The 21996-nt window shown below is 64.2% G+C and carries 20 protein-coding genes; 4 read left to right on the top strand and 16 right to left on the bottom strand.

Annotated elements, in window-relative coordinates; all coding sequences use genetic code 11:
• Positions 1 to 42: 42 nt before the first annotated feature.
• The 4 genes from EAV90_RS39350 to EAV90_RS08855 all read right to left on the bottom strand — a co-directional run bounded on the left by EAV90_RS39350 (position 43) and on the right by EAV90_RS08855 (position 5630).
• On the bottom strand, positions 43 to 651 hold the full coding sequence (locus EAV90_RS39350) for a hypothetical protein (RefSeq protein ID WP_164936842.1): 609 nt from the start codon (positions 649 to 651) through the stop codon (positions 43 to 45).
• A gap of 570 nt (positions 652 to 1221) precedes the next feature.
• Positions 1222 to 2919, bottom strand: a complete 1698-nt coding sequence (locus tag EAV90_RS08865) for a GMC family oxidoreductase (protein ID WP_129143203.1) — start codon at positions 2917 to 2919, stop codon at positions 1222 to 1224.
• Positions 2920 to 3169: 250 nt separating this feature from the next.
• Positions 3170 to 4729, bottom strand: coding sequence for an acyl-CoA carboxylase subunit beta (locus tag EAV90_RS08860; RefSeq protein ID WP_129143202.1), 1560 nt, complete (start codon positions 4727 to 4729; stop codon positions 3170 to 3172).
• A complete protein-coding gene (locus EAV90_RS08855; protein ID WP_129143201.1) occupies positions 4659 to 5630 on the bottom strand; it encodes an IclR family transcriptional regulator in 972 nt (323 codons plus the stop codon). The genes EAV90_RS08860 and EAV90_RS08855 overlap by 71 nt, the downstream gene beginning before the upstream one ends.
• Before the next feature lie 94 nt (positions 5631 to 5724).
• Here EAV90_RS08855 and EAV90_RS08850 point away from each other — a divergent pair, with 94 nt between their 5' ends.
• From EAV90_RS08850 to glsA, 4 genes are all read left to right on the top strand, one after another.
• Positions 5725 to 5946 (top strand): biotin/lipoyl-containing protein, encoded by a 222-nt coding sequence (locus tag EAV90_RS08850; RefSeq protein ID WP_122403728.1) that lies wholly within the window; start codon positions 5725 to 5727, stop codon positions 5944 to 5946.
• Positions 5947 to 6113: 167 nt separating this feature from the next.
• Positions 6114 to 7280: a TAXI family TRAP transporter solute-binding subunit gene (locus EAV90_RS08845; RefSeq protein ID WP_129143200.1), complete on the top strand. Its 1167-nt coding sequence runs from the start codon at positions 6114 to 6116 to the stop codon at positions 7278 to 7280.
• A gap of 150 nt (positions 7281 to 7430) precedes the next feature.
• Positions 7431 to 9503 carry a TRAP transporter permease gene (locus EAV90_RS08840; RefSeq protein WP_129143199.1) on the top strand — a complete coding sequence of 691 codons (2073 nt, stop codon included), beginning with the start codon at positions 7431 to 7433 and terminating at the stop codon, positions 9501 to 9503.
• A gap of 21 nt (positions 9504 to 9524) precedes the next feature.
• On the top strand, positions 9525 to 11372 hold the full coding sequence (gene glsA, locus EAV90_RS08835; protein ID WP_122403731.1) for a glutaminase A: 1848 nt from the start codon (positions 9525 to 9527) through the stop codon (positions 11370 to 11372).
• Positions 11373 to 11495: 123 nt separating this feature from the next.
• Here glsA and EAV90_RS08830 read toward each other — a convergent pair whose 3' ends face one another.
• From EAV90_RS08830 to EAV90_RS08775, 12 genes are all read right to left on the bottom strand, one after another.
• Positions 11496 to 11798, bottom strand: coding sequence for a nucleoside triphosphate pyrophosphohydrolase family protein (locus EAV90_RS08830; protein WP_162500319.1), 303 nt, complete (start codon positions 11796 to 11798; stop codon positions 11496 to 11498).
• A gap of 25 nt (positions 11799 to 11823) precedes the next feature.
• A complete protein-coding gene (locus EAV90_RS08825; protein ID WP_100231867.1) occupies positions 11824 to 12351 on the bottom strand; it encodes a carboxymuconolactone decarboxylase family protein in 528 nt (175 codons plus the stop codon).
• A 506-nt stretch (positions 12352 to 12857) separates the two neighbouring features.
• Positions 12858 to 13217 (bottom strand): Zn-ribbon domain-containing OB-fold protein, encoded by a 360-nt coding sequence (locus EAV90_RS08820; RefSeq protein ID WP_129143198.1) that lies wholly within the window; start codon positions 13215 to 13217, stop codon positions 12858 to 12860.
• Positions 13214 to 14350, bottom strand: a complete 1137-nt coding sequence (locus EAV90_RS08815) for a thiolase family protein (RefSeq protein WP_129143197.1) — start codon at positions 14348 to 14350, stop codon at positions 13214 to 13216. Before EAV90_RS08815 ends, EAV90_RS08820 begins: the two co-directional genes overlap by 4 nt.
• 153 nt (positions 14351 to 14503) lie before the next feature.
• Entirely contained in the window at positions 14504 to 15703 is a 1200-nt protein-coding gene (locus tag EAV90_RS08810; RefSeq protein ID WP_129143196.1) for a CaiB/BaiF CoA transferase family protein, read from the bottom strand.
• 124 nt (positions 15704 to 15827) lie between these two features.
• Entirely contained in the window at positions 15828 to 16034 is a 207-nt protein-coding gene (locus tag EAV90_RS08805; RefSeq protein ID WP_122403736.1) for a hypothetical protein, read from the bottom strand.
• 118 nt (positions 16035 to 16152) lie between these two features.
• A complete protein-coding gene (locus EAV90_RS08800; protein ID WP_129143195.1) occupies positions 16153 to 17322 on the bottom strand; it encodes an acetyl-CoA acetyltransferase in 1170 nt (389 codons plus the stop codon).
• Positions 17323 to 17382: 60 nt separating this feature from the next.
• Positions 17383 to 18033: a bifunctional 4-hydroxy-2-oxoglutarate aldolase/2-dehydro-3-deoxy-phosphogluconate aldolase gene (gene eda / locus EAV90_RS08795; RefSeq protein ID WP_129143194.1), complete on the bottom strand. Its 651-nt coding sequence runs from the start codon at positions 18031 to 18033 to the stop codon at positions 17383 to 17385.
• A 24-nt stretch (positions 18034 to 18057) separates the two neighbouring features.
• Positions 18058 to 19026, bottom strand: a complete 969-nt coding sequence (locus tag EAV90_RS08790; protein ID WP_129143193.1) for a sugar kinase — start codon at positions 19024 to 19026, stop codon at positions 18058 to 18060.
• Positions 19027 to 19050: 24 nt separating this feature from the next.
• Entirely contained in the window at positions 19051 to 20037 is a 987-nt protein-coding gene (gene denD, locus EAV90_RS08785; protein ID WP_122403739.1) for a D-erythronate dehydrogenase, read from the bottom strand.
• A gap of 65 nt (positions 20038 to 20102) precedes the next feature.
• Entirely contained in the window at positions 20103 to 21026 is a 924-nt protein-coding gene (locus EAV90_RS08780; RefSeq protein ID WP_122403740.1) for a carbohydrate ABC transporter permease, read from the bottom strand.
• Positions 21019 to 21972 (bottom strand): carbohydrate ABC transporter permease, encoded by a 954-nt coding sequence (locus tag EAV90_RS08775; RefSeq protein ID WP_122403741.1) that lies wholly within the window; start codon positions 21970 to 21972, stop codon positions 21019 to 21021. The genes EAV90_RS08780 and EAV90_RS08775 overlap by 8 nt, the downstream gene beginning before the upstream one ends.
• Between the last annotated feature and the right edge of the window lie 24 nt (positions 21973 to 21996).

The following is a 21996-nucleotide window of genomic DNA, read 5'->3' as shown; positions in this document are numbered from 1 at the left end:
GCGACCCGTCCATCGTCTTATCGAGAGTGGGGTCCGCTGTCCTCAAGCCATCGAACCGCCGCGCGGGTTGACGATCGTATACCCTCGCAATGAACGCGCATGGATTCGCGTCGCGTGCCCGCCCGAGTTGGCGTCATAGGCCAGCCAGACGTCGCCTCCGAGGTGCTGCTCGAGGACGAAAACGTGACCGCGTCGCGCAGCAACCATTCCTGGTGCGGGCGATGTCCGCGGAAAGCGCAGCCAGTTGGACGCAAGATTCAATTCCGGCACGATACGACCGAACACGCGCAGAGCCGCGCCGCAGCCGCAGAAAGAGGAAGGGCAGCCGGCTGGACGGCCACCGACAATGCGAGCGCTGGAGACACGGGAGACGGCCGCCGGCGCAACGCTGCCCCCGGCATCAGTCACCGTCAGTTGCGTCGAGCGGTAGGCTTGCAGTGAGGACCTGGAAATCAGCGAAGATCGAGAAGCTAGTGAGGACGTGGAAGTTGAGGACGCGGAAGCCCGCTCGCGTCGCGTCTGCGAATAGGAGAAGTCGCAGGGCATGGTGACATTGCATTCAGGAGCTTGATGAACGCGATATGGCCGCGCTTCCGAAGCGACAGAACCTAAGACAACGAAGAAGCACGCAGAAAATACTCGCTTGAACATTGCAGGACTCCAAATGAGAGACCCTGCCCCGGACAGCGAGGAACCAATAACAGTTTGGCTGAAATGGGGCCTAAAGAGCGGCTGAAAATGCTAGCGCGACGCGGTGCCGCGATCATCGGCGCCTACACGTAGTGACCGACATGATTCAAACGCAGTGCGCGAATGCACGTCCCGCGCGAAAAACCTGCTGCATGCAGTCGAGTCCCGGCTCGCATTTTGGAACGTTGCGGAGCCACTTGCTTGGCCAATATCCGGTTCGTCCCCGATGACAGTGCGGCTATGCCTGCAGCAGCGGCATTAAGGGAAGATCCGCTCCTAACGCGCAGGCGCGTGCGGAATCTCCCATTGCTGAAGACGGTCGATTGACGCCTGCCGCTCGTGCTCGGCTAGCCATATCGTGAGAAGAACCAGCGCGCCGGCGAGAGCGCCGATGCCGAAATACAGGTTTCTCATACGCGTTGAATGCAGGACACTGGACAAGGTTCCTATCAGCGCTCCTCTTCCCTGTACTGCTCCTGTACTGCTCCTGTACTGCTCCTGTATTGTCCGGACGCCAGAACTCGCTGCCACTCACTGCATCATCGCGGCCGCGATCTTCTCAGCCGACATCAGGACCGGGAAGTTGGTGTTGGCGCATGGCACCACCGGAAAGATCGAGGCGTCGACGACGCGCAGGCCCTGCACGCCCTTGACGCGGCCTTGGTTGTCGACCACCGCCATCGGATCGTCGGCGCGGCCCATGCGGCACGAGCACGAGGCGTGCCACACGCCGATCGTCGCCTTGCGCACGAAGGCTTCCAGCGCCTCGTCGTCGTGCATCACCTGATCGAAGGTGAAGCCTTCCACCACGAAATTGTCGATCATGTAGTGACGCAGCGCCGCCGGACCGTCCATCAGCGCCGCGGCGATCGTGGTGAGTATCCTGTTCCTGGTGTTGACCACGCCGATCTTGCGGACGCGATCGGTATAGGCGGCCGGGAACGGCTTGTCCGTGACCTTCCTGACGACTTCGCTCATCTGCACCGCCGCCATCTTGCGGAAGCCGCTCATGAGGCGATCGAGGTCGCGCCGGTCGGACAGCAGGTTGAACTCGACGATCGGCTCTGCCGAGGGATCGCGCGAGGCAAGCTTGACCTGTCCAGTCTCGGAATAGGTCTTGTTGACGAAGGTCAAGAGCGAGCCGATCTGCGCGCCGACGGCGTGCCAGGCCGATTTGCTGATGACGACGACGAACATGTCGCCCTTGGGCACCCCTGGCAGCCCGGAGGAGTAACGCAGGCCGAGCTGCATGTGGCGCCTGGTGTGCTCGTTCATGCGCGCGCCGCGGCGGACAAAGGACGACAGCGAAATCGAGGGATGATCCATCAGGCGCTGGCCGACGCCCGGCAAGCCCATCAGCACGGGAATCCCTAAGTCCTTGAGGTGACCGACCGGGCCGATACCGGCGCGGAGCAGATGTGCCGGCGAATGGATGGCGCCGCTGGAGAGAATGATCTCGCGTCCGCGGAATTCCTGCTCGCGTCCGTCGACCATTGCCTTGACGCCGACGCAGCGCGTGCCATCGAACAACAGCTCCCGCACTTGCGTGTTGGTGGAGATCGTGAGGTTCGTGCGCTTGCGGGTGTCGCGATCCAGATAGCCCGTGGCGGCCGAGACGCGCTGCTCGGCCTGGTTGGAATGCGTCACCGGGAAAAAGCCGTCGACGAACTCGCCGTTCTGATCAGCCACGAATTGATGCCCTGCCTGCTGGAAGGCTTGCGCGAACGCCTCCGAATGCTGCGTCCAGTGCTCCCGCGGGATGCGGCGGACCGGGATCCGGCCGTCCTTGCCGTGATATGGCCCGTCGAAATCGAGGTCGCGCTCGACCTTCTTGAAGAAGGGCAGCACGTCATTCCAGCTCCAGCCCTCGGCGCCCCGCGCCTCCCATTCGTCGTAATCCGTCGGCGCGCCGCGATTAGCCATCTGGCCGTTGATCGACGAGCCGCCGCCCAGCACGCGCGCCTGTTCATATTTGCGTAGCGGCGGACGCGATTCGTTCGGATTGTTGTGGCTGACGACCTGCGTCGTGACCTTCAGCTCGGTCCAATGGAAGCGCGGATCGAAATAGGCCGTGCCGGGATAGCCGTCCCTGATCTCGGCCGGCTCGTTGCCAGGTGGCGTGTCCTGCCCGGCCTCGCACAGCAGGACCTTGTTGGCGCTTCTAGCGGAAAGCCGGTGGGCCAGCACGGACCCCGCCGAGCCGCCGCCCACGATGATGAAGTCGTACACGATTGGCGCTTCCTGTTGTTCGTGTCCGTTAGCAATCCGCCATCCTGAGGTGCGAGGCATGGGACGCAACGCGTCCCATGGAGAGCCTCGAAGGATGCACGGCCCCGATGCAGCCGGCCCGTCGTCCTTCGAGGGCCGCTGAAGAAGCGACCACCCCAGGATGACGGCGATAGAGGCGTCATGACCGTCATCGCAGAGGGTTTCTGGATTACTTCGTCACAGCAGTTCCTCGCAAGAACGTTTGAGAGTTCTACGGCCTGATTGAAAAGTTCTCCGGCGGCCCTGCTTTTCGCAGCGGCTCGGCGAGGCGTACGAACTCGCACAACAGCGACCGCGTCTTCCTGGGATCGATGATCTCCTCGACCCAGAATTTTTCGGCCGAGCGGAACGGCGAGCGGAGCTTGTTGAGGCGCTCTTCGATCTCCTTCAGCTTCGCCGCCTTGTCTTCCGCCGAGTCGATGTCGGCGCGGTAGGCGGCTTCGATGCCGCCCTCGAGCGGAAGCGAGCCCCAATAGGCCGACGGCCAGGCATAGCGGATCGAGAAGCGGTCGGCGGGCTGATGCACCACGCCGGCAACGCCGAAGGCGTTGCGCAGGATCACGGTGCACCAGGGCACGGTGGTCTGGTTGACCGCGGCCATGGCGCGGACGCCGTGGCGGATGGTGGCCGCCTTCTCGGCGTCGAGGCCGATCATGAAGCCTGGGCAATCCATGAGATAGACGACCGGCAGATGGAAGGTCTCGGCGAAATCGACCCAGCGCACCACTTTCTGGCAGGCATCCGCGGTCCAGGAGCCGCCGTAGTGGAAACTGTCGCTGGCGAGCAGCAGCACCGCCCTGCCCTCGAGCCGCGCGAGGCCCACGATAACGGGCTTGCCGAAATTCTTGCCGACCTCGAAGAACGATCCCTTGTCGACGACGGACTCGATGATGGGGCGCATCTTGTAGACCTGCTTGCGGTTGCGCGGCACCGCATTCATCAGCGCCTCGTCGCTTCGCTCCGGATCGTCGGTGCAGGGCAAGGTCGGCGGCAGCTCGTAGACCGACGACGGCAGATAGGAGAGGAAACGGCGCGCGCAGGCGAACGCCTCCTCTTCCGTATCGACGGCATGATCGACCGCGCCGGCGCGGGTTTGGATCTCCGCGCCGCCGAGCTCCTCCTTGGTCAGATCCTGCCCCAGCGCCTTCACCACCGGCGGGCCCGCAACGAACATCGCGGACTTCCGCGTCATGATGGAGTAATGGCTGGCGGCAAGGCGCGCGGCACCTAAGCCCGCCACCGAGCCGAGGCCGAGCGCGACCACCGGCACCCGCGACAGATTTTCCGTCGTGAAGCGATACCAGCGCGTGCCGCCGATGCCGCCGGGCAGGTTCGCAGCGCCCTTGGTCTCGATGGTCCTGACCGAGCCGCCGCCGCCGGAGCCCTCGATGATGCGGATGATGGGCAGGCGGAAGTCATGCGCCATCTCCTCCGCCATCAACGGCTTCGCCGAGATCGACGCATCGGCCGAGCCGCCGCGCACGGTGAAATCGTCGCCCACCACGACCACGGTGCGGCCGTCAACGCGCGCGCGGCCGAACACGCAGTTCGCAGGCGTCAGTTTCTTCAGATCGCCGCTGGAATCGTACTCACCGCTGCCGGCGACGGCACCGATCTCGTGGAAGCTGCCTTTGTCGATCAGCTTGTCGATACGCTCCCGAACAGTCAGCCGGCCCTGGTCATGCTGTCGCTTGACCTTGTCAACGCCGCCCATCTCCCGCGCGAAGGCTTCGCGCCGGGCGAGCTCGTCGAGTTCCGGCTTCCAGTTCATTCACTCCCTCCGAATTGATCGGCTTGTTGTTGTGCACGGCCATGGCGACCGGCTTACGCGAGATACGGTTGTTGAAGGCGTTGCCCTCCGCGCCTTCCATCAGGCTGCCGAGCGAGCGGCCAAGCTCGAGCATCAGCGGAGCGACTTCGTCATGCAGACGCTGCTCGTCATACATCGCCGACAGCAGGCCGATCGTGATGACCACGAAGGTCTGGTATTGCGGCGACCAGATCGGCACCGCGAGGCCGTTGATGTGCGGGCTCCAAAGGCCGCAGGCCACGACATAGCCGCGCTCGCGCAGCGACTGCCGGTTGGCCTCGATGCGGGGTTTGAGAATCTTGGCAGCCTCGGGGGCTTCCCGCTCCATGTCTGCGACGAAGGCATCGCCGACTTCCGGCGCCAGGGCCGCGGTGTAGGCCGCGCCTGCGGCGGTCGACGCCATCGAGATGCGGCTACCGGTGCCCTCGTGCAGGCCGAGCGCGCTCGCCGAGCGCGCGAACAGGAGATAGACGAGATGGAAGCGATCGGGCACGACGAAGCCGACGGTGCCCGGCAGCTGCTCGGCCACTTCCTGGAGCCGTTGCCGGATCATGCTGCGCAGTTGCGCGCCCTTCATCATCGAGGCGCTCATCGCCACCGCGCTGGGGCCGATGCGATATTTCTGATCGCGCGGCAGATACACCAGCTGGCCCATGCGGGTCAGCGTGTGCGTGAGCCGCGATACCGTCGAGCGCGGCAAACCGCAGCGGTTCGAAATCTCGAGATTGCCGAGCCTCGCCTCGTGGCCCTCGAAGCATCGCAACACATCGAACGCGCGCGACACCACCTGGATGACATCACCCTCACCGGCATCACCAGCGAGCGCACCTTGCCTGCTCAACCGCTCCGAACGTCGTCCCATGATCCCTACCGTCTGTTTCGCTCTGCGGAATTAAATTCCACTTGCAGACGACGCTACCTCAGGCATTTTGCGACGACAACAAAAAGGCGATGGCATGCCAGAAATTAAGATCGTCACCGAGGTCGCGGGACGCATCTGCGCAACTCCCGTGCAAGTTGGAGGAACCGTCGCAGATGGCGATGACGTTGTGGTCGTCGAAGCGATGAAGATGGAGATCCCGGTGCTTTCGCCGGCGAACGGCACGATCACATCGCTTCTGGTGAAGCTCGACGACGTCGTCGCCGAGGGACAGGCGATCGCGATCGTCACGAGTTGAGTGTTTTATCCGGTCGTTTCCGCGACAATCTGTCAGCCGCATTCCCGCATGCACGTTACGGCGTTGCCATCGCGAATGCCCGGTGACATGATCTGCTCAAACAAAATTTTGTTTCAAACAAAGAAAGAAAATCTTCGCGACGAACGCGGGGATCATCGGAGGGAAACATGCTTCGTGGGCTGCTCATGCTCGCGCCTGCCTTGGTGGCGGGCTTTTCTTTTGCGTCTACACGCTATGCGTTGGCCGAAGACATCAAGCTGCCGGCGACATTGACGTTCACTGCCTATGACACCGGCACCGCCGGCTTCAACATCGCGGTCGGCGTCGGCAAGATGATGAAGGACAAGTACGGCACCGACGTGCGCGTGCTCCCCGCCGGCAACGACGTGGCGCGTCTTGCGCCGCTGCGCGCCAAGCGCGCGGCTTCCGCGGCGATGGGATCGGGCACTTACTTCGCGCAGGAAGGCGTGTTCGAGTTCGGCTCGAAGGAATGGGGCCCGCAGCCGCTCCAGATCCTGCTCTCGACCGTCGACTGCAATTGCGGTTCGCTTGCGGTGGCCGCCGACACCGGCGTGAAGGAGCTGAAGGACCTCAAGGGCAAGCGCGTCGGCTTCGTGGTCGGCTCGCCCGCGCTGAACCAGAATTCACTCGCGGTGCTCGCCTTTGCAGGGTTGACGCAGAAGGACGTCAAGACCGTCGAGTTCGCAAGCTATGGGGCGATGTGGAAAGGCTTGATCAACAACGACGTCGATGCCGCCTTCGGCACCACCATCACCGGCCCCGCCAAGGAGGCCGAGACCTCGCCGCGCGGATTGATCTGGCCGCCGCTGCCGGCCAACGACAAGGAAGGCTGGGCACGGATGCAGGAGGTCGGCTCGTTCTTCTTTCCGCAGCTTGCGACCTGCGGCGCCGGCATCTCGCCGGAGAAGCCGGTCGAGCTCGGCAACTACCCCTACCCGATCTTCGTCGCCTATGCCTCGCAACCAATCGACCAGGTCTACGCCATCTCCAAGGCGATGATCGTCAATTACGACGCCTACAAGGATTCCGCGCCCGGCGCCGGCGGGCTCGCGGCCGATCGCCAGACCAAGAACTGGGTGGTGCCGGTGCATCCCGGCGCCGTGAAGGCGCTGAAGGAGGCCGGGCAATGGAGCGACGCGCAGGAGGCGCACAACAACAAGCTGTTCAAGCGCCAGGAGGTGCTCGCCGCGGCGTGGACGGAGTACGGCAAGTCCAATCCACCCTCAGACGACAAGGCGTTCCTCGACGGCTGGATGAAGGCGCGCGCCGCCGCGCTGGCCAAAGCCGGCATGCCGAACGGGTTCGAGGAATAGAAGGTGGCGTTACCGGACTCGATCGCTGTCACGCGAGAGGTGCACTCCCTCTCCCGCTTGCGGGAGAGGTCGAGGAGCGCGCGGCGCTATCGATTCAACCACTCGCCATTCACGTAATCAGCAATGGCCAGTCCACCCGCGGGGTCGCTCATGTCCTCTTCCACTTCCTCCGCCTCGCAAGACGAGGCCAAGCGGGTCGTGTTCGACGATCCGCATGGCGCCGCCGGCAACATGCAGGAGGCGGAGGTGACGCGCGTGCGCACACTTCGCGGCGGCTGGCGCTGGGCGCTGGTGGCAGCAACCGCGGCGACGATCCTGCTCTGCATCAACCAGCAATTCTCGCTGCGCTTCTTCGTCGGCTACACCCAGCTCAACACGGAGTATTTCTATCTCCTGATCGCGCTTATGCTGCCGTTCACGTTCCTCATCTTTCCGGGCACCGAACGGGCGCCGCTCGACCGGATCCCCTGGTATGACCTCGTCCTGTTCGTCGCGACCTTCGCGGCGTCCCTCATGCTGATGTCGAACGTGCGCAAGGCGGCGGAGGCCGGCTGGGAATTCGGCGGTGCGCCCAACCCCGTGATTGCGGCAGGTCTCGTGATGTGGGTGTTGCTGATGGAGGCGCTGCGCCGCACCGGCGGCTGGAGCCTGCTGCTGAGCGTGCTGCCCTTCACAGTCTATCCGCTGTTCGCCGAGGCTGGCTGGCTCGGACCGTTCCGCGGCACGCAGTCGACGCTCGAGCAGGCGACCGCCTATCACGTGCTCTCGGGCGAGAGCCTGCTCGGCATTCCCATCCAGGCTTTTGCCGACACCGTGATCGGCTTCCTGGTGTTCGGCACCGCGCTGATGATGACCGGGGCCGGCAAATTCTTCATCAATCTGGCCTTTGCACTGTGCGGCACCTTCCGCGGCGGCGCCGCCAAGGTCTGCATCTTCGCCAGCGGCCTGCTCGGCATGATGTCCGGCTCGATCATCTCCAACGTGCTCACCGCCGGCACCATGACCATCCCCGTGATGAAGAAGAGCGGCTTCCGCGCCTCCTATGCCGGCGCGATCGAGGCCTGCGCCTCGACCGGCGCGGTGCTGGCGCCGCCGGTGATGGGCGCCACCGCTTTCGTGATCGCGCAGTTCCTCAACGTCAGCTACGCCGACGTCGCGGTCGCAGCGATCATTCCGGCCGCGCTCTATTATGTCGGGCTGTTCATGCAGGTCGACGCCTATGCCGCGCGCCACAAGCTGAAGGGCATTCCGCGCGCCGAGCTGCCGCGGATCATGGATACGATCAAGGACGGCTGGTACTACGTCTTCGTCATCGCGCTCCTCATCGTGATGCTGCTCTACTTCAAGCGCGAGAGCCACGCGCCGTTCTACGCCACCGCGCTGCTGCTGGTGCTCAACCAACTCTTCTCCAAGGACACGCGCTGGACGTTGGCGACCATCGGTAAATTCCTGGAGGTCAACGGGCGCACCTTCGTCGAGCTGGTCGGCATCCTCGCCGGCTGCGGTCTCCTGATCGGCGCCTTCTCGATGACCGGCGTGGTGTCGAGCCTCGCCAACGACCTGCTGCACATCGCGGGCGACAACGCCTTCCTGCTGCTCGGCATGTGCGCCCTCACCAGCCTCATCCTCGGCCTCGGGCTGACGACGACGGCCTGCTACATCTTCCTCGCCATCCTGGTCGCGCCCGCCTTGGAGAAACTCGGGCTGAACCGCATGGCCGTGCACATGTTCATCTTCTACTGGGGCATGCTGTCCTCGATCACGCCGCCGGTTGCGATCGCCTCCTTCGCGGCCGCAGGCATCGCCGGTTCGCCGGCCATGAAGACGGGCTGGGAATCGATGTGGGTCGGCAGCATCATCTATTTCCTGCCGTTCTTCTTCGTGCTCAATCCAGCGCTGGTGCTGCAGGGGCCGAGCCCCTATCTGGCCGGCCTCGGCCTGATGGGCCTCGCCGCCTTCGGCACGCTGTTCATCTGCGGCGGGATCCAGGGCTACCAGCCCTTCGTCGGGGACCTGCGCGCCGCCGGCGCGCTGGAATGGCCAATCCGCCTGCTGCTCGTGATCGGCGGCTTCGTGGTGGCGACCCCCGGCGGCGGGATCATGCCGCTGTCACAGTGGCAGGTCACGCTTCTCGGGCTTGCGATACTCGCACCCACGATTCTGATCACCCTGTTGCTGGTGCGGCGGCAGTCGCCCTTGCCGAACGGGTTGCGCGTGCCCTGATTGCGTTGCACAAGGGAGGCGATGAAACCGCTCTCGCCTCTCGCCAATGCCTGGACCCGGTCGAAACCGCCCTTGCTGCGGTTTCTAGACAATTGCCTCAGCGAATTCTCGGCCGAAACGTCCGGCGACGTGGCGGACTACATTCCCGAACTCGGCAAGGCCGACCCTGCCTATTTCGGCATCAGCCTCGCCACACTGGATGGGCATGTCTATGAAGTGGGCGACAGCCGGGTGCCCTTCACCATCCAGTCGATGTCCAAGCCCTTCGTGTTCGCGCTGGCGCTGGACCTTTTGGGCGCGAGCAAGGTCGAGAGCGCGATCGGCGTCGAGCCCTCGGGCGATCCCTTCAACTCGATCCGGCTCAATTCCGACAACCATCCGTTCAACCCGATGGTCAATGCCGGCGCGATCGCCTGCACCGGCCTGATCTATGACAGCAAGGGCAGCGAGGCCTTCGAGCAGATTCGCGTCGCGCTCAGCCGCTTTGCCGGACGCGATCTTGCCGTGGACGAAGCCGTTTATGCTTCCGAAAGCCAGACCGGCGACCGCAACCGCGCCATCGCGTATCTCCTGAAGACCAACGCGGTGATCTCGGACAATGTCGCCGGCGTCCTCGACGTCTATTTCCGCCAATGCGCCGTGCTGGTCACGGCGCGCGACATCGCAGTGATGGCGGCGACGCTTGCCAATCGCGGCGTCAATCCCGTCACCGGCGAGCAGGTGCTGAGCGCTTACGCGATCTCGCGCACGCTGTCGGTGATGACGTCCTCGGGCATGTACGACTATGCCGGCGAGTGGATCTACCGGATCGGCATTCCCGCCAAGAGCGGTGTCGGCGGCGGCATCCTGGCCGCGCTCCCTGCCCGGCTCGGGCTCGGCAGCTATTCGCCAAAACTCGACAAGCACGGCAACAGCGTGCGCGGCATCAAGGTCTGCGAGGCTCTGTCTTCGCACTACGATCTGCACATGCTCAACCGCAGCGACGACGCCCGCAACGCCGTCATCGCGGATTACGACATCGGCAAGAGCCCGTCGCGCCGCGTGCGCCGCCCGCAGGAGCGCGAGATCCTCGCCGCGCATGAGCAGGAGGTGCGGATCATCGAGCTGGTCGGCACGCTCTCGCTGTCGGCGGTCGACTACGTTTCGCGGCGGCTTGCCGGACGGCCGCGGCCGCAATTCGTGATCTTCGATCTTCACCGCGTGACCTCGACCACGCGCGCCGGCGCGCGGCTTGTGGCGGAAGCCTTCGAGGAATTGGCCGCGCTGAATGTCACCGTGGTTTTGTCAGGCGTGCGGCGCACCTCCAAGGAGTGGAACACCTTGCGCGAATGGACCGCAGAGCTGAAGAACGTCCGCGACTTCTATTTACTCGATACCGCGATCGAATGGGCCGAAGACCAGATTGTCTACCGCTATGGCGGCTCGATCGACTTTCACGAGACCACCGAGCTCGCCGAGCAGCCGCTGCTGGCGGGGCTGAGCGAGGAAGAGCTGACCGATCTGGCTTCGCTCTGCGCGATCAGGACCTATCAATCCGGCGCGAAGATTCTCGCAACCGGTGATCCCGCCGATGCTCTGTACTTCCTACGCAGCGGCGCGGTGCATGTCACCTTGCCCGATGGCGTACGGCTGGCGACGCTCACCGCCGGCATGGCGTTCGGCGAAATGGCGCTGCTGGAGCCGACCCGCTCCGCCGACGTGTTCGCCGATATGGCGGCGACCGCATTCGAGGTGCCGCTGAACGATTTCGAGCGCTACCGCAAGCAGCACCCGCGCGCCAGCGAATGCATCATGCGCAATTTGGCACAGCTGCTGGCCGACCGCCTCATCGTCGCCAACGCGAAGGTCGATATTCTGACATCGACCTGAGCGTTTGACATTCATTCAATGGTCGTCATGCCGGGCTTGTCCCGGGCATCCACGTTCTCCGTGCTAGTGGCAAGGTGTGGCAGGACGCTATGGGGACTATCAGTGCCCAATGCGCATCTTGCTCTACCGGCTCGCCGCCTCGCTCAACCGCCGCTTGATCTTTGCCGCACTCTTGTCGAGCAGTTCGGACGGCTTCTGGCCTGTCGCCGCGCACAGGCAGGCCCAATAGTAGATGACGTCGCCGAGCTCATCGACGAGACCCGCCTGGTCGAGCCAGTTGTCACGCAGCAGCTTCTTGATGTGGTCGGCGACCTCACCGGATTCGCCGGCAAGGCCGAGCCCGAGATAGGACAACCGCTCGTTGGACGGATGCTCATCGACTTTCGCAACGCTCGCGGCCCAGACCGCATATTCATCGATCGTCATGAGTATCCCTCGCCGCCGCTTTGGATTAGCCCACCACTTCGGTGACGGGCTGGAGATCGATCTCGAACGTTTCCAGGAACTTTGAAGTCATGATGTAGAAGCCGACCGAGAGCTGCAATTCGACCAGTGCGGCCGGCGTCAGCTTCGATGCGATCGCCTTGAAGGTCGCGTCCGTCGGCTTCTTCAGCTTCACGATTTCGTCGGTGAAGGCGAGCGCGGCGCGCTGCACCTCGTTGAAGCAAGACGCGGCCTGCCAGTTCTCGAGCGCCTCGTTCTGCGCGTCGGTGACGCCGACATTCTTGCCGATCCGCTTGTGCGCGACGATCTCGTACGGAGCCTCGCACAGGATGCCGGTGCGCGTGATCGCAAGCTCGCGCACGACGGGATCGAGCTCGCCCTTGTGCCTGATGGCGCCTCCTAAGCGACAGTACTGCTCGAAATAGCTCGGCGAGTGCGCCATCATGCGGAAGATGTTGGCATGACGGTTCTTGTCGAGGATTTCGCGGGTGCGGTCGGATGCCTTGGAGGGGTCGCTGTACTGAATGCGGGCCATGATTTTCCTGAAGTTTTCCCTGAGCTTTTGATGCTTTTTGTCGCCGCCGGCGAAAGTTCCCAAAGACTCTATTCGCGCATCGACGCAGGAGCAACAACATCGAGTCAAATTGCCGCCGCATTGCTGATCGACCCTGACACAGTCGATATTCGCCGCGTGGGGACAAATCGCAGCGGATACTCGCAAGGGGTGTTCCGAGTACAAGCAATTGGCCGTCGTGTGCGCTATCCGCGCAACGATGAGTCACGCCCAAGTCTAGGGAGAAAACGGCATGAAGGAAGCCATCAAGGGGGCGGCCTCGGGAGCGCTCGCGCATATGCTGGCGGTGACGGCGATGCTCGTCATCGCCAGCATCTTGTTCTACGGGCGTTGAGCTGAGCGTTTAAGAGTTTTCGTCATTCCGGGGTGGCTCACCCGGGACCGCGCAAAGCGCGGCCCTAGCAGGCCAGGCCCAGAATTCCCGTTCCAGGCTCGGTCCCATGACCGCCCCCGAATGACGGATCCCACTATTTGCTCTTGGCAAAGTACGGCACCAGCTTTCCGGCGAACAGCCTAAAGCTCGCGACGACCGAATCGCCGATGGCGAGGCCGTTGTCACCATGCGCCATCATGCGAAAACCCTCGGCGCAATCGACCAGCAGGATGTTGTAGGGCACGTGCGCGCGCGTCTCCGGCGTGGCCGCACGGCAGACCAGCGAAACCGCGTATACCCTGCCCTTACCGCTGGCGCGGTGCTCGCGCGGATCGGATGCCCCGCAGGCTGCGCAAAAGGCGCGGTGGAAATACTGGACGTGACCGCATGAGGTGCAGACCTGGAAGGTGATGGCCTGCTCACCCAGGGTCCAGTCGGTTAGCCGCTCGCTCATCTCACCCGCTCCAGGAACATGCTCACGTGGGAGGACAGCACGCCGCCGTCGCCGTGCAGCAGCGCAATGGACGCATCCCGCACCTGGCGGCTAGCCGCCCGACCCGTCATCTGCAAATGCGTCTCGACCAGATGCGCCATGGCGCCGCCGACACCGCAATGGCCGTAGCTGAGCAGGCCACCATGGGTATTGAGCGGCATCGCGCCGTCACGGTCGAAATGGCCGGCACGCACGCGCGCGGCCGCTTCGCCGCGACCGGCGAGACCGAGGTCTTCCAGCAGCATCGCGAGCGTGATCGTAAAGCTGTCGTAGATCGCGGCATAGCGCACGTCGGAGATCGCAAGGCCGGTAGCTGCCATCGCACGGGCGATGGAGATCTCGGCGCCGAGCTCACTGAGGCCGGGCGCGGTCGTGACATGCTGATGTGTGTGGGCTTGCGCGCAGCCGCGGATGCACACGCCGGTCTCGTTCGTTCGCTCGCGGCTGATGACAAACGCCGCGCCGCCGTCAGACACCGGGCAGCAGTCGAGCAGCTTGAGCGGCATTGCGACCGGTTTCGAGGCCATGACATCGGCGACCGTGATGGGATCATGGAATTGCGCGCCTGGATGGGTGCAGGCGTGGGCGCGCATCAACACCGCGAACTCGGCGAGGTCCTCTTCGGTCACACCGTATTCATGCATGTATCTGTTAGCGACGAGGCCGTAATAAGCGGGGATGGTCGGCCCGAGCGGCACCTCGTAGTCGGGATGGCCGACCTGCGCCAGCGCCTGGATCGAGGCGTCACGGCTCTGCCCGGTGAGGCGGTTCTCGCCGGCAACGACGAGCACGTTGCGCGCGACGCCGGCGTCGACGAGATGATGGGCGAGCATCGTCATCGCCAGCCCGGTAGCGCCGCCGACCTGCACGGCGTGGGCGTAGGACGGGCGAATGCCAAAATGCTCGGCGAAGACGGTGGCGAGCATGATGTGCGGGGAGACGGTAGAGTAGCCGCAGAGGATGCCGTCGATCTCGGAGCGCTTCAGCCCGGCATCGTCGAGCGCGGCTTGCGCGGCCTTGCTCATCAGATCGAGCGAGGACGAGCCGTCGTGCCTGCCGAACGGCGTGAGACCGACGCCGGTGATGAAGCTCATGGTGCTCTCTCCTCCTCCTCGTCATTCCGGGGCGGCCCGAAGGATCGAACTCCGGTGCGCCCTTGCGCACCTGAGAATCTCGAGATTCCGGGTTCGGTGCTGACGCATCGCCCCGGAATGGCGGATGAGAGAGGCGTGGTCATCTCTACTTCCCTACTCCGGCGCCGCACGCGTGACGCCGTCGCGAACCATGGCCGCGATCTCATTGTGGGAGTATCCGATCTCGCGCAAAATCTCGGCGCCGTGCTCGTTGAGGCGCGGGGCCAGGCGCACGGGCTCGGCCTCGGTCTCGGACCAGGTCGCAGTCACCTTCATGCTGCGGATCGGGCCTTCAGTCGGATGGGTGACGACCGGAAAAAAGCCGGTCGCCTCCAGATGCTCGTCGTGCAGGATCGAGGCAAGATCGTGCATCGGCATCACGGGCACATCGGCTTTCGTCAGCAGGTCGATCCATTCGGCCGTGGTCCGCGTCTCGAAGATGCGCGCGAGCTCGGCGTAGACGAGATCGATATTGGCGGCACGGCCGGCGAAGGTGGAGAATTTTGGATCGGCGCGCAGGTCGTCGCGCCCCGTTGCCTTGAAGAAGTTCTCCCACTGCTTGTCGTTGTAGACGATGACGCTGAGATAGCCGTCGGAGGTCTTGTACGGCCTGCGGTCACGCGAGAGGTGGCGGGCATAGCCGCCCTTGTCGAGCGGCGGCTCATAGGTAAGCCCGCCCATGTGGTCGCCCATGACGAAGCCGGCCATGGTCTCGAACATCGGGATGTCGACGCGTTGGCCGCGCCCGGTGCGATCACGGTGCACGAGGCTGGCGCAGATTGCACCGACGGCGGTGAGACCGACGATGCGATCGACCAGCGCGTTCGGCACGTAGCGCGGCACGCCGTCGCCGGTCTGCGCCATCAGCGCCGGCAGCGCGGTGGCGCCCTGGATCAGATCGTCATAGGCGGGTTTTGCGGCATAGGGGCCGTTCTGACCGAAGCCGAACACGCCGGCATAGACCAGGCGCGGATTGACCTCGGAGACGACATCGTAGCCGAGCTGAAGCCGCGCCATCGCTTGCGGACGGACGTTGTAGACCAGGACATCGGCGTCCTTCAGCAGCCGCAGCACGGCTTCGCGGCCTGCGGGCTTCTTCAGGTCGAGGCAGATCGAGCGCTTGCTGCGGTTGGTGTTGAGGAACACCGGGCCCATGCCGGCGTGTCGCATCGGACCGATCAGGCGGGTGACGTCGCCGTCCAGCGACTCCACCTTGATGACGTCGGCACCGTAATCGCCGAGCATCTGGGTCGCGTAAGGTCCCATCAGCACGGTGGTCATGTCGATGACCTTGATGCCCTTCAGCGGCCCCATCGTTCGCTCCCGATTGCGCCGGGCTCACACGCCCTCGCCATTTCGGTCCAGCTAACGGCAGTGCCGCCGCTCACGCAAGGGCGGCCGCCGTATGGCGGCATGCATCGCGCGGCGATATCGGCCGCTATTTCTTCTGGCGGGATTCGCGGATCTTGATGAGACGGTCGAGCTCGTCGTTCTGCTGGTTAATGCGGTCGGCGATCCGCGACTCGTTCTGCTCACCCGAGGCGGCAGCGGCCTGCTCGATGAGCTGGCGGATATTGTCCTCGAGGATCGCGATGCGATCGTTGAGAGCGTCCATCGACAGTGACGTTTCGTATTCATTGCTCATGATGCATTCCCTAAAAATCAATCAAGAGCATTAAGAGGGCCAGAGAAGCCCACCATGATCTAGCGCAAAGGGGGTGGGCGCGGCGCATGCGCGCCTTTGCCCACCTCCAGAACTGAGCTTACTTCAGCGGCTCCAGCACGGAAACGTAATTGGCAACCGCCGCACCGCCCATGTTGAAGATGCCGCCAAGCTTGGCATTCTTGAGCTGCATGCCCTCGGGCGCCTGCCCTGCGAGCTGCATCGCGGTCATCACATGCATGGAAACGCCGGTGGCGCCGATCGGGTGGCCCTTGGCCTTCAGCCCGCCGGACGGATTGACCGGCAGCTTGCCGTCCTTGAGGGTCCAGCCTTCCTTGATGGCGCGGGCGCCCTGCCCCTTCGGCGTCAGGCCCATCGCTTCGTACTCGATCAGCTCGGCGACGGTGAAGCAGTCATGGGTCTCGACGAAGGAGAGATCGGACAGAGTGACGCCCGCCTTCTCCAGCGCGCGCTGCCAGGCGACCGTGCAGCCCTCGAACTGCAGGATGTCGCGCTTGCTTATGGGCAGGAAGTCCTGGGCATGTGCGGTGGCGCGGAAGCCGATCGACTTGGTCATGCCCTTGGCCGTCTCGGCATCGGCCAGCACAAGCGCCGCGGCGCCGTCCGAGACCAGCGAGCAGTCGGTGCGCTTCAGCGGACCTGCAACGTAAGGGTTCTTCTCGCTCTCGGCGCGGCAGAAGTCGAAGCCAAAATCCTTGCGCATCTGGGCGAAGGGATTGGCGACGCCGTTCTTGTGGTTCTTGGCCGCGATCAACGCCAGCGCATCGGACTGGTCGCCGTATTTCTGGAAATAGGAACTGGCGATCTTGCCGAACACGCCGGCGAAGCCGCCGACGGTGTCGCCGTCCTCGGGCAGATAGGACGCCTTGAGCAGGTTCTTGCCGATTTCGGCGCTAGGGGTGCGCGTCATCTGCTCGACGCCGACAACCAGGACGATTCTGGCGGCCCCTGCGGCAATCGCGCGCAGGCCCTGATGCACCGCGGCAGAGCCGGTGGCGCAGGCGTTCTCGACGCGGGTCGCCGGCTTGAAACGCAGCTTCGGATCGGCCTGGAGCACCAGAGAGGCGGTGAAATCCTGGGGCGAGAAGCCGGCATTGAAATGGCCGAGCACGATTTCGTCGACGTCACTGGCCGAAATGCCGGCATCCGCCAGCGCCTCATTGGCCACGCGGGTGACGAGGCTTTCGACTGTTTCGGTGTCGAACTTGCCGAACGGCGTATGCGCCCATCCGACGATGCTGGCGGTCATGATCTTTTCTCCCTGGAGGTCTCTCCCTGAGCTAAGTCTTAGCCCAGGGATGGCAAGACTTCACGCGGCTTTCAGGGCCTGAAGCGTCCGCTGGCAGATGGCAGTTATGCCGGCCCAGTTCCCAGCCCGGATCTCCGCCGTCGGGCACAGCCAGGACCCGCCGACCGCGACGACGTTGGGCTCGGCCAGCCAGGTCGCCGCATTAGCCTCGCCGACCCCGCCGGTCGGGCAGAACCGCACGTTCGGGAACGGGCCGCCGAGGGCACGCAGGCCCTTGATGCCGCCGGCCTGCTCCGCCGGAAAGAACTTTGCGACATCGAAGCCGTAGGACAGCGCCACCATCAGCTCGGAGGCTGTGGCAACGCCCGGCGCGAACGGCAAGGAGCTGTCGGTTGCGGCCTTGAGGAGATCGGGGGTCAGGCCCGGGCTGATGCCGAACGCGACGCCGAGCTTCTCGACACGGGTGAAATCGGCCGGGTTGAGGATAGTGCCGATGCCGACGACCGCCTCGGGGACCTCTGCCATCACCGCCCTCGCGGCCTCGATCGCAACTGGGGTGCGCAGGGTCACCTCCAGCGTGCGGACGCCGCCGGCGACCAGCGCACGCGCCAGCGGCAGGGCATCCTGGATGCGTTCGATGGTGAGGACGGGAATGACGGTCGCTGCCTTGAACAGCGCGACGAGGTGATTCTGTTGGGCAGTCGTGGTCATGGGGCTCGATTTCGCTTGGTGGCTTCACTTGGTGGCCTGGCGAGAGCCCGCCGGCCGGTGCCGCTTCTTCGGCGGCATGGCATAGCCCGGAATGATGGCGCCGGGATAGCAGATCACGATGCTGGCGAGTCGGTGCCCGGCCTGGGCGGCCTCGACCGGCTCGGCGCCGGCGAGCCGGGCGGCAATGTACGCGGCAGCAAAGCTGTCGCCGGCGGCGGTGGTGTCGACCACGGGCTTGGTCATGGGCTCGGCGCGGACCTCGCTGGTCCCGCCGGGGAACCGCAGCAAGCTGACTGGCTCGGCGAGGCGGAACACCAGCTCCGGCGTGGGGATGCGCGCGATGAGCTGGTCGTGGGTCTCGCCAGGATGGAGCGCAAGCAGGTCCTCGGTCGAGGTCAGCACGATGTCGGCGGCTGCGAAGGCCGTGGCAAAGACCTCGCGGGCGACGTCGCGATCGGGCCATCCCCGCGCGCGGAAATTGGTGTCGAACACGAAGCGGGTGCCGAGCAGGCGCGCGCGCTTGATGGCCGTGAACAGGCGCTCGCGTCCGGGGGCGTCGTAGATCGAGAGCGTGATGGCGGAGAGATAGACGACGTCGTAGCTCATCAGCGAGTTGAGCAGCTCGTCCGTCTCCGGCAGGCTCATCAGCTGGCGCGCTGCCGCGCTGTCGCGCCAGTGGAAGAACTGGCGCTCGCCCTTGGCATCCAGCTGGATCATGTAGAGGCCGGGCAGCTTGCCCGGCAGCCGCACGACGCGGCGCGTGCCGACGCCTTCCGCATGCCAGGCCGCGATCATCTCATCGCTCAGGGCATCATCGCCGAGCGCGGTGAGATAATCGACCTTGACCTCGAGCCGCGCCAGATAGACGGCGGTGTTGAGGGTATCGCCGCCGAAGCCGCGCGAATAGAGCCCGCCGCCCTGCCCGGCAGAGGCGCCTCCTTGCGCCTGCCGGAGCTCGACCATGCATTCACCGATGCAAGCAACGCTCGCCATCACTCGGGTCCGCTCAGTCAGAGATCAGGCGACGAAATTGCCGCCGAGCTCGTCTTCGATGTGAATGCGGATGATATCGTCGAAATTCTTCTCGGCGGTGGTGAAGCCGAGCTCGCGCGCACGCTTTGCATCGAAATTGCGCGGCCAGCCGCCGACGATGCCGACGATGAAGGGATCGGGCTCGCGCTTGATGCGGGCGGCGACCTTCTCGCCTGCAACACGCTTCAGGGCGGCGATCTGCTCGCCGACCGTGGCCGACAGGCCCGGCATGGTCAGATTGCGGCGCGGGCCGACGGTGGCGAGGTCCATGGTCCCCGCGTGCAGCAGGAAGCCGACGGCGGAGCGCGGCGTGGCGTGCCAGTGGCGGACGTCCTCGGATACGGGGAGGATCGCTTCCTTGCCGGCGAGCGGCTCGCGCAGGATGTTGGAGAAGAAGCCCGATGCCGCCTTGTTGGGCAGGCCCGGCCGGATGCAGATGGTCGGCAGGCGGATGCCGATGCCGTCGAGGAAGCCGCGGCGCGAATAGTCGGCGAGCAGGAGTTCGCCGATCGCCTTCTGGGCGCCGTAGCTGAGCAGCGGCGTGTGGAAGAACTCGTCGCCGATCGCATCGGGAAACGGCGCGCCGAATACCGCGATCGAGGACGTGAAGACGACGCGCGGCTTGTAGCCGCCGCCCGCCAGCCTGATGGCATCGAGCAGCATCCGCGTGCCGTCGAGATTGATGCGATAGCCCTTGTCGAAATCGAGCTCGGCCTCGCCCGAGACGATGGCCGCAAGATGGAAGATCACGTCGGGACGGCCGGCGATCAGCTTCTCGGCCGCGCCGGGCACGGCGAAATCACCGGACATGGTCTCGACGGGGAAACCGGCCTTCTCCGGTTTCTTCGGCTCGACCACGTCGTGCATCGTGAGCTTGGTGATGTCGCTCTTGCCGAGCCGGCCGTCGCGCAACAGCCGTTCACAGAGTTTGCGGCCGACCATGCCGGCGGCGCCGAGAACCAGAATGTGCAAGAGCTCAACTCCTTCTTATTGTCCGGAGCGCACCGCTCCTGATGCGCCCTCGGCAAGCCCCGCGATCATTCCTTCACGGCGCCGGTCATCGCCGACACATAATGCTCCACGAAGAAGGCGTAAAGGATCACGAGCGGCAGCGAGCCGGCCAGCGCGCCCGCCATCAGCGAGCCCCAGCGGTAGATGTCGCCGTCCACGAACTCGTTGACGATCGCCACCGGCACCGTCTTGTTGCTGGTCGACTGCAGGAACGTCAGGGCGTAGATGAACTCGTTCCAGCACAGCGTAAAGCAGAAGATGAAGGCCGAGATCAGGCCGGGAATGGCGAGCGGCACGACGATCTTGACCAGGATCTGCCAGCGGCTCGCCCCATCGATCAGCGCGCATTCCTCGAGCTCGAACGGGATGGTTTTGAAATAGCCCATCAACAGCCAGGTCGAGAACGGAATCAGGATCGTCGGATAGGTCAGGATCAGCGCCAGTGGCGAATCGAAGAGACCGTATTGATAAACGACGGTGGCAAGCGGAATGAACAGGATCGAAGGCGGCACCAGATAGGCGAGGAAGATCAGCCCGCCGACGAGATTGGCCCCCTTGTAGCGCAACCGCACGATAGCGTAGGCCGCGAACACCGATGCGACGATCGAGAGCACCGTGGCGCAGATTGCCACGTACATCGTGTTCCAGAGCCAGTGCGGATAATAGCTCTCGAACAGCAGCTTGTGGAAGTGCTTGAAGGTCGGATTCCAGGTCCAGAACGGATTGTACTTGTCGAGGTCGAGCAGCTGCTCGTCGGGCTTCACCGAGGTCAGCGCCATCCAGTAGAACGGGAACAGCAGGATGAAGACGATGATCGCCAGCGGCAGATAGAGCGTCACGATCCTGCGCGGCACCGACTGCAGATAACTCATGCCCTCGCTGTGATCGACGCGCGACGGCGACGATAGCACGCTCTTGAGATCGACTTTCGAGGCAGGAAGATCAGTCATTGCTTTCTCCCTGTTGCCACTTGCGCCGCTGCAGGCCGAACCAGGACACCATGATCGCAGCGAGCAGGAATGGGATCATGGCGCTGGAGATCGCGGCGCCCTCGCCCAGCTGCCCAGCGATGATCGCGCGCTGATAGGACAGCGTGGCCATCAGATGGGTGGCATTGACCGGGCCGCCACGCGTCATCGCCCAGATCAACTGGAAGTCGGTGAAGGTGAACAGCACAGAAAACGTCATCACGACGGCGATGATCGGCGTCAGCAGCGGATAGGTGATGTAGCGGAAGTTCTGCCAGCGCGTGGCGCCGTCGAGGGTTGCGGCCTCATAGAGCGACGGCGAGACGGTCTGCAGGCCTGCGAGCAGCGTGATCGCCACGAACGGAACGCCGCGCCAGACATTGGCGAAGATCACGCAGATCCGTGCCCAAGTGGTGTCACCGAGAAAGTTGATGTTCTGGCTGATCAGCCCGAGGTGTCTCAGCGACCAGGAGATGATCGAGAATTGCGAGTCGAAGATCCACCAGAACGCAAGCGCCGAGAGCACCGTGGGAACGATGAACGGGATGAGCACCATCGCGCGCAGCATCGCCTTGAAGGGCATGTGCTCATTGAGCAGCAGCGCCAGGTACAGCCCAATCGCGAATTTGAAGGCGCTGGCGATGAACGTGTAGAGCAGCGTGTTGAACACCGACAGCCAGAAGATGGAATCGTCCCACAGCCACTCGTAATTCTCGGTGGCGATGAAGTGTCCGACCCTGCCGATGCGGGTGTCCGTGAAGGACAGCCAGATGCCGAGCCCCAGCGGATAGGCCAGGAAGAAGATCAGGAAGGCCATGGCCGGCACCATGAACCAGAAGCCGAGCCAGTTGCGATTGTGTTTGAGCCGGGTCCAGGCGTTGTCCTCGCTCATCTGAGGCTTGGCCCGGGGAATTGCGACATCAGCCATGCCCGATATCCCTGATCGAGAAAT

The organism is Bradyrhizobium vignae (genome assembly GCF_004114425.1).
GTDB classification, from domain to species: Bacteria; Pseudomonadota; Alphaproteobacteria; order Rhizobiales; family Xanthobacteraceae; genus Bradyrhizobium; species Bradyrhizobium vignae.
Note: the sequence above shows the minus strand (reverse complement) of the source record. Positions and strands in the feature narration are given on the sequence as shown.

Coding starts and splice junctions, on each gene's coding strand:
- EAV90_RS08845 (WP_129143200.1), top strand. CDS start 6,114: ATGCTTCGTGGGCTGCTCATGCTCGCGCCTGCCTTGGTGGCGGGCTTT.
- glsA (WP_122403731.1), top strand. CDS start 9,525: ATGAAACCGCTCTCGCCTCTCGCCAATGCCTGGACCCGGTCGAAACCG.
- EAV90_RS08810 (WP_129143196.1), bottom strand. CDS start 15,703: ATGGGGCCGCTGAAGGGCATCAAGGTCATCGACATGACCACCGTGCTG.
- EAV90_RS08840 (WP_129143199.1), top strand. CDS start 7,431: ATGTCCTCTTCCACTTCCTCCGCCTCGCAAGACGAGGCCAAGCGGGTC.
- EAV90_RS08815 (WP_129143197.1), bottom strand. CDS start 14,350: ATGAGCTTCATCACCGGCGTCGGTCTCACGCCGTTCGGCAGGCACGAC.
- eda (WP_129143194.1), bottom strand. CDS start 18,033: ATGACCACGACTGCCCAACAGAATCACCTCGTCGCGCTGTTCAAGGCA.
- EAV90_RS08800 (WP_129143195.1), bottom strand. CDS start 17,322: ATGACCGCCAGCATCGTCGGATGGGCGCATACGCCGTTCGGCAAGTTC.
- EAV90_RS08860 (WP_129143202.1), bottom strand. CDS start 4,729: ATGAACTGGAAGCCGGAACTCGACGAGCTCGCCCGGCGCGAAGCCTTC.
- EAV90_RS08790 (WP_129143193.1), bottom strand. CDS start 19,026: ATGGCGAGCGTTGCTTGCATCGGTGAATGCATGGTCGAGCTCCGGCAG.
- EAV90_RS08825 (WP_100231867.1), bottom strand. CDS start 12,351: ATGGCCCGCATTCAGTACAGCGACCCCTCCAAGGCATCCGACCGCACC.
- EAV90_RS08775 (WP_122403741.1), bottom strand. CDS start 21,972: ATGGCTGATGTCGCAATTCCCCGGGCCAAGCCTCAGATGAGCGAGGAC.
- EAV90_RS08780 (WP_122403740.1), bottom strand. CDS start 21,026: ATGACTGATCTTCCTGCCTCGAAAGTCGATCTCAAGAGCGTGCTATCG.
- EAV90_RS08830 (WP_162500319.1), bottom strand. CDS start 11,798: ATGACGATCGATGAATATGCGGTCTGGGCCGCGAGCGTTGCGAAAGTC.
- EAV90_RS08850 (WP_122403728.1), top strand. CDS start 5,725: ATGCCAGAAATTAAGATCGTCACCGAGGTCGCGGGACGCATCTGCGCA.
- EAV90_RS08855 (WP_129143201.1), bottom strand. CDS start 5,630: ATGGGACGACGTTCGGAGCGGTTGAGCAGGCAAGGTGCGCTCGCTGGT.
- EAV90_RS08820 (WP_129143198.1), bottom strand. CDS start 13,217: ATGAGCGAGCGGCTAACCGACTGGACCCTGGGTGAGCAGGCCATCACC.
- EAV90_RS08805 (WP_122403736.1), bottom strand. CDS start 16,034: ATGAGCAATGAATACGAAACGTCACTGTCGATGGACGCTCTCAACGAT.
- EAV90_RS39350 (WP_164936842.1), bottom strand. CDS start 651: ATGTTCAAGCGAGTATTTTCTGCGTGCTTCTTCGTTGTCTTAGGTTCT.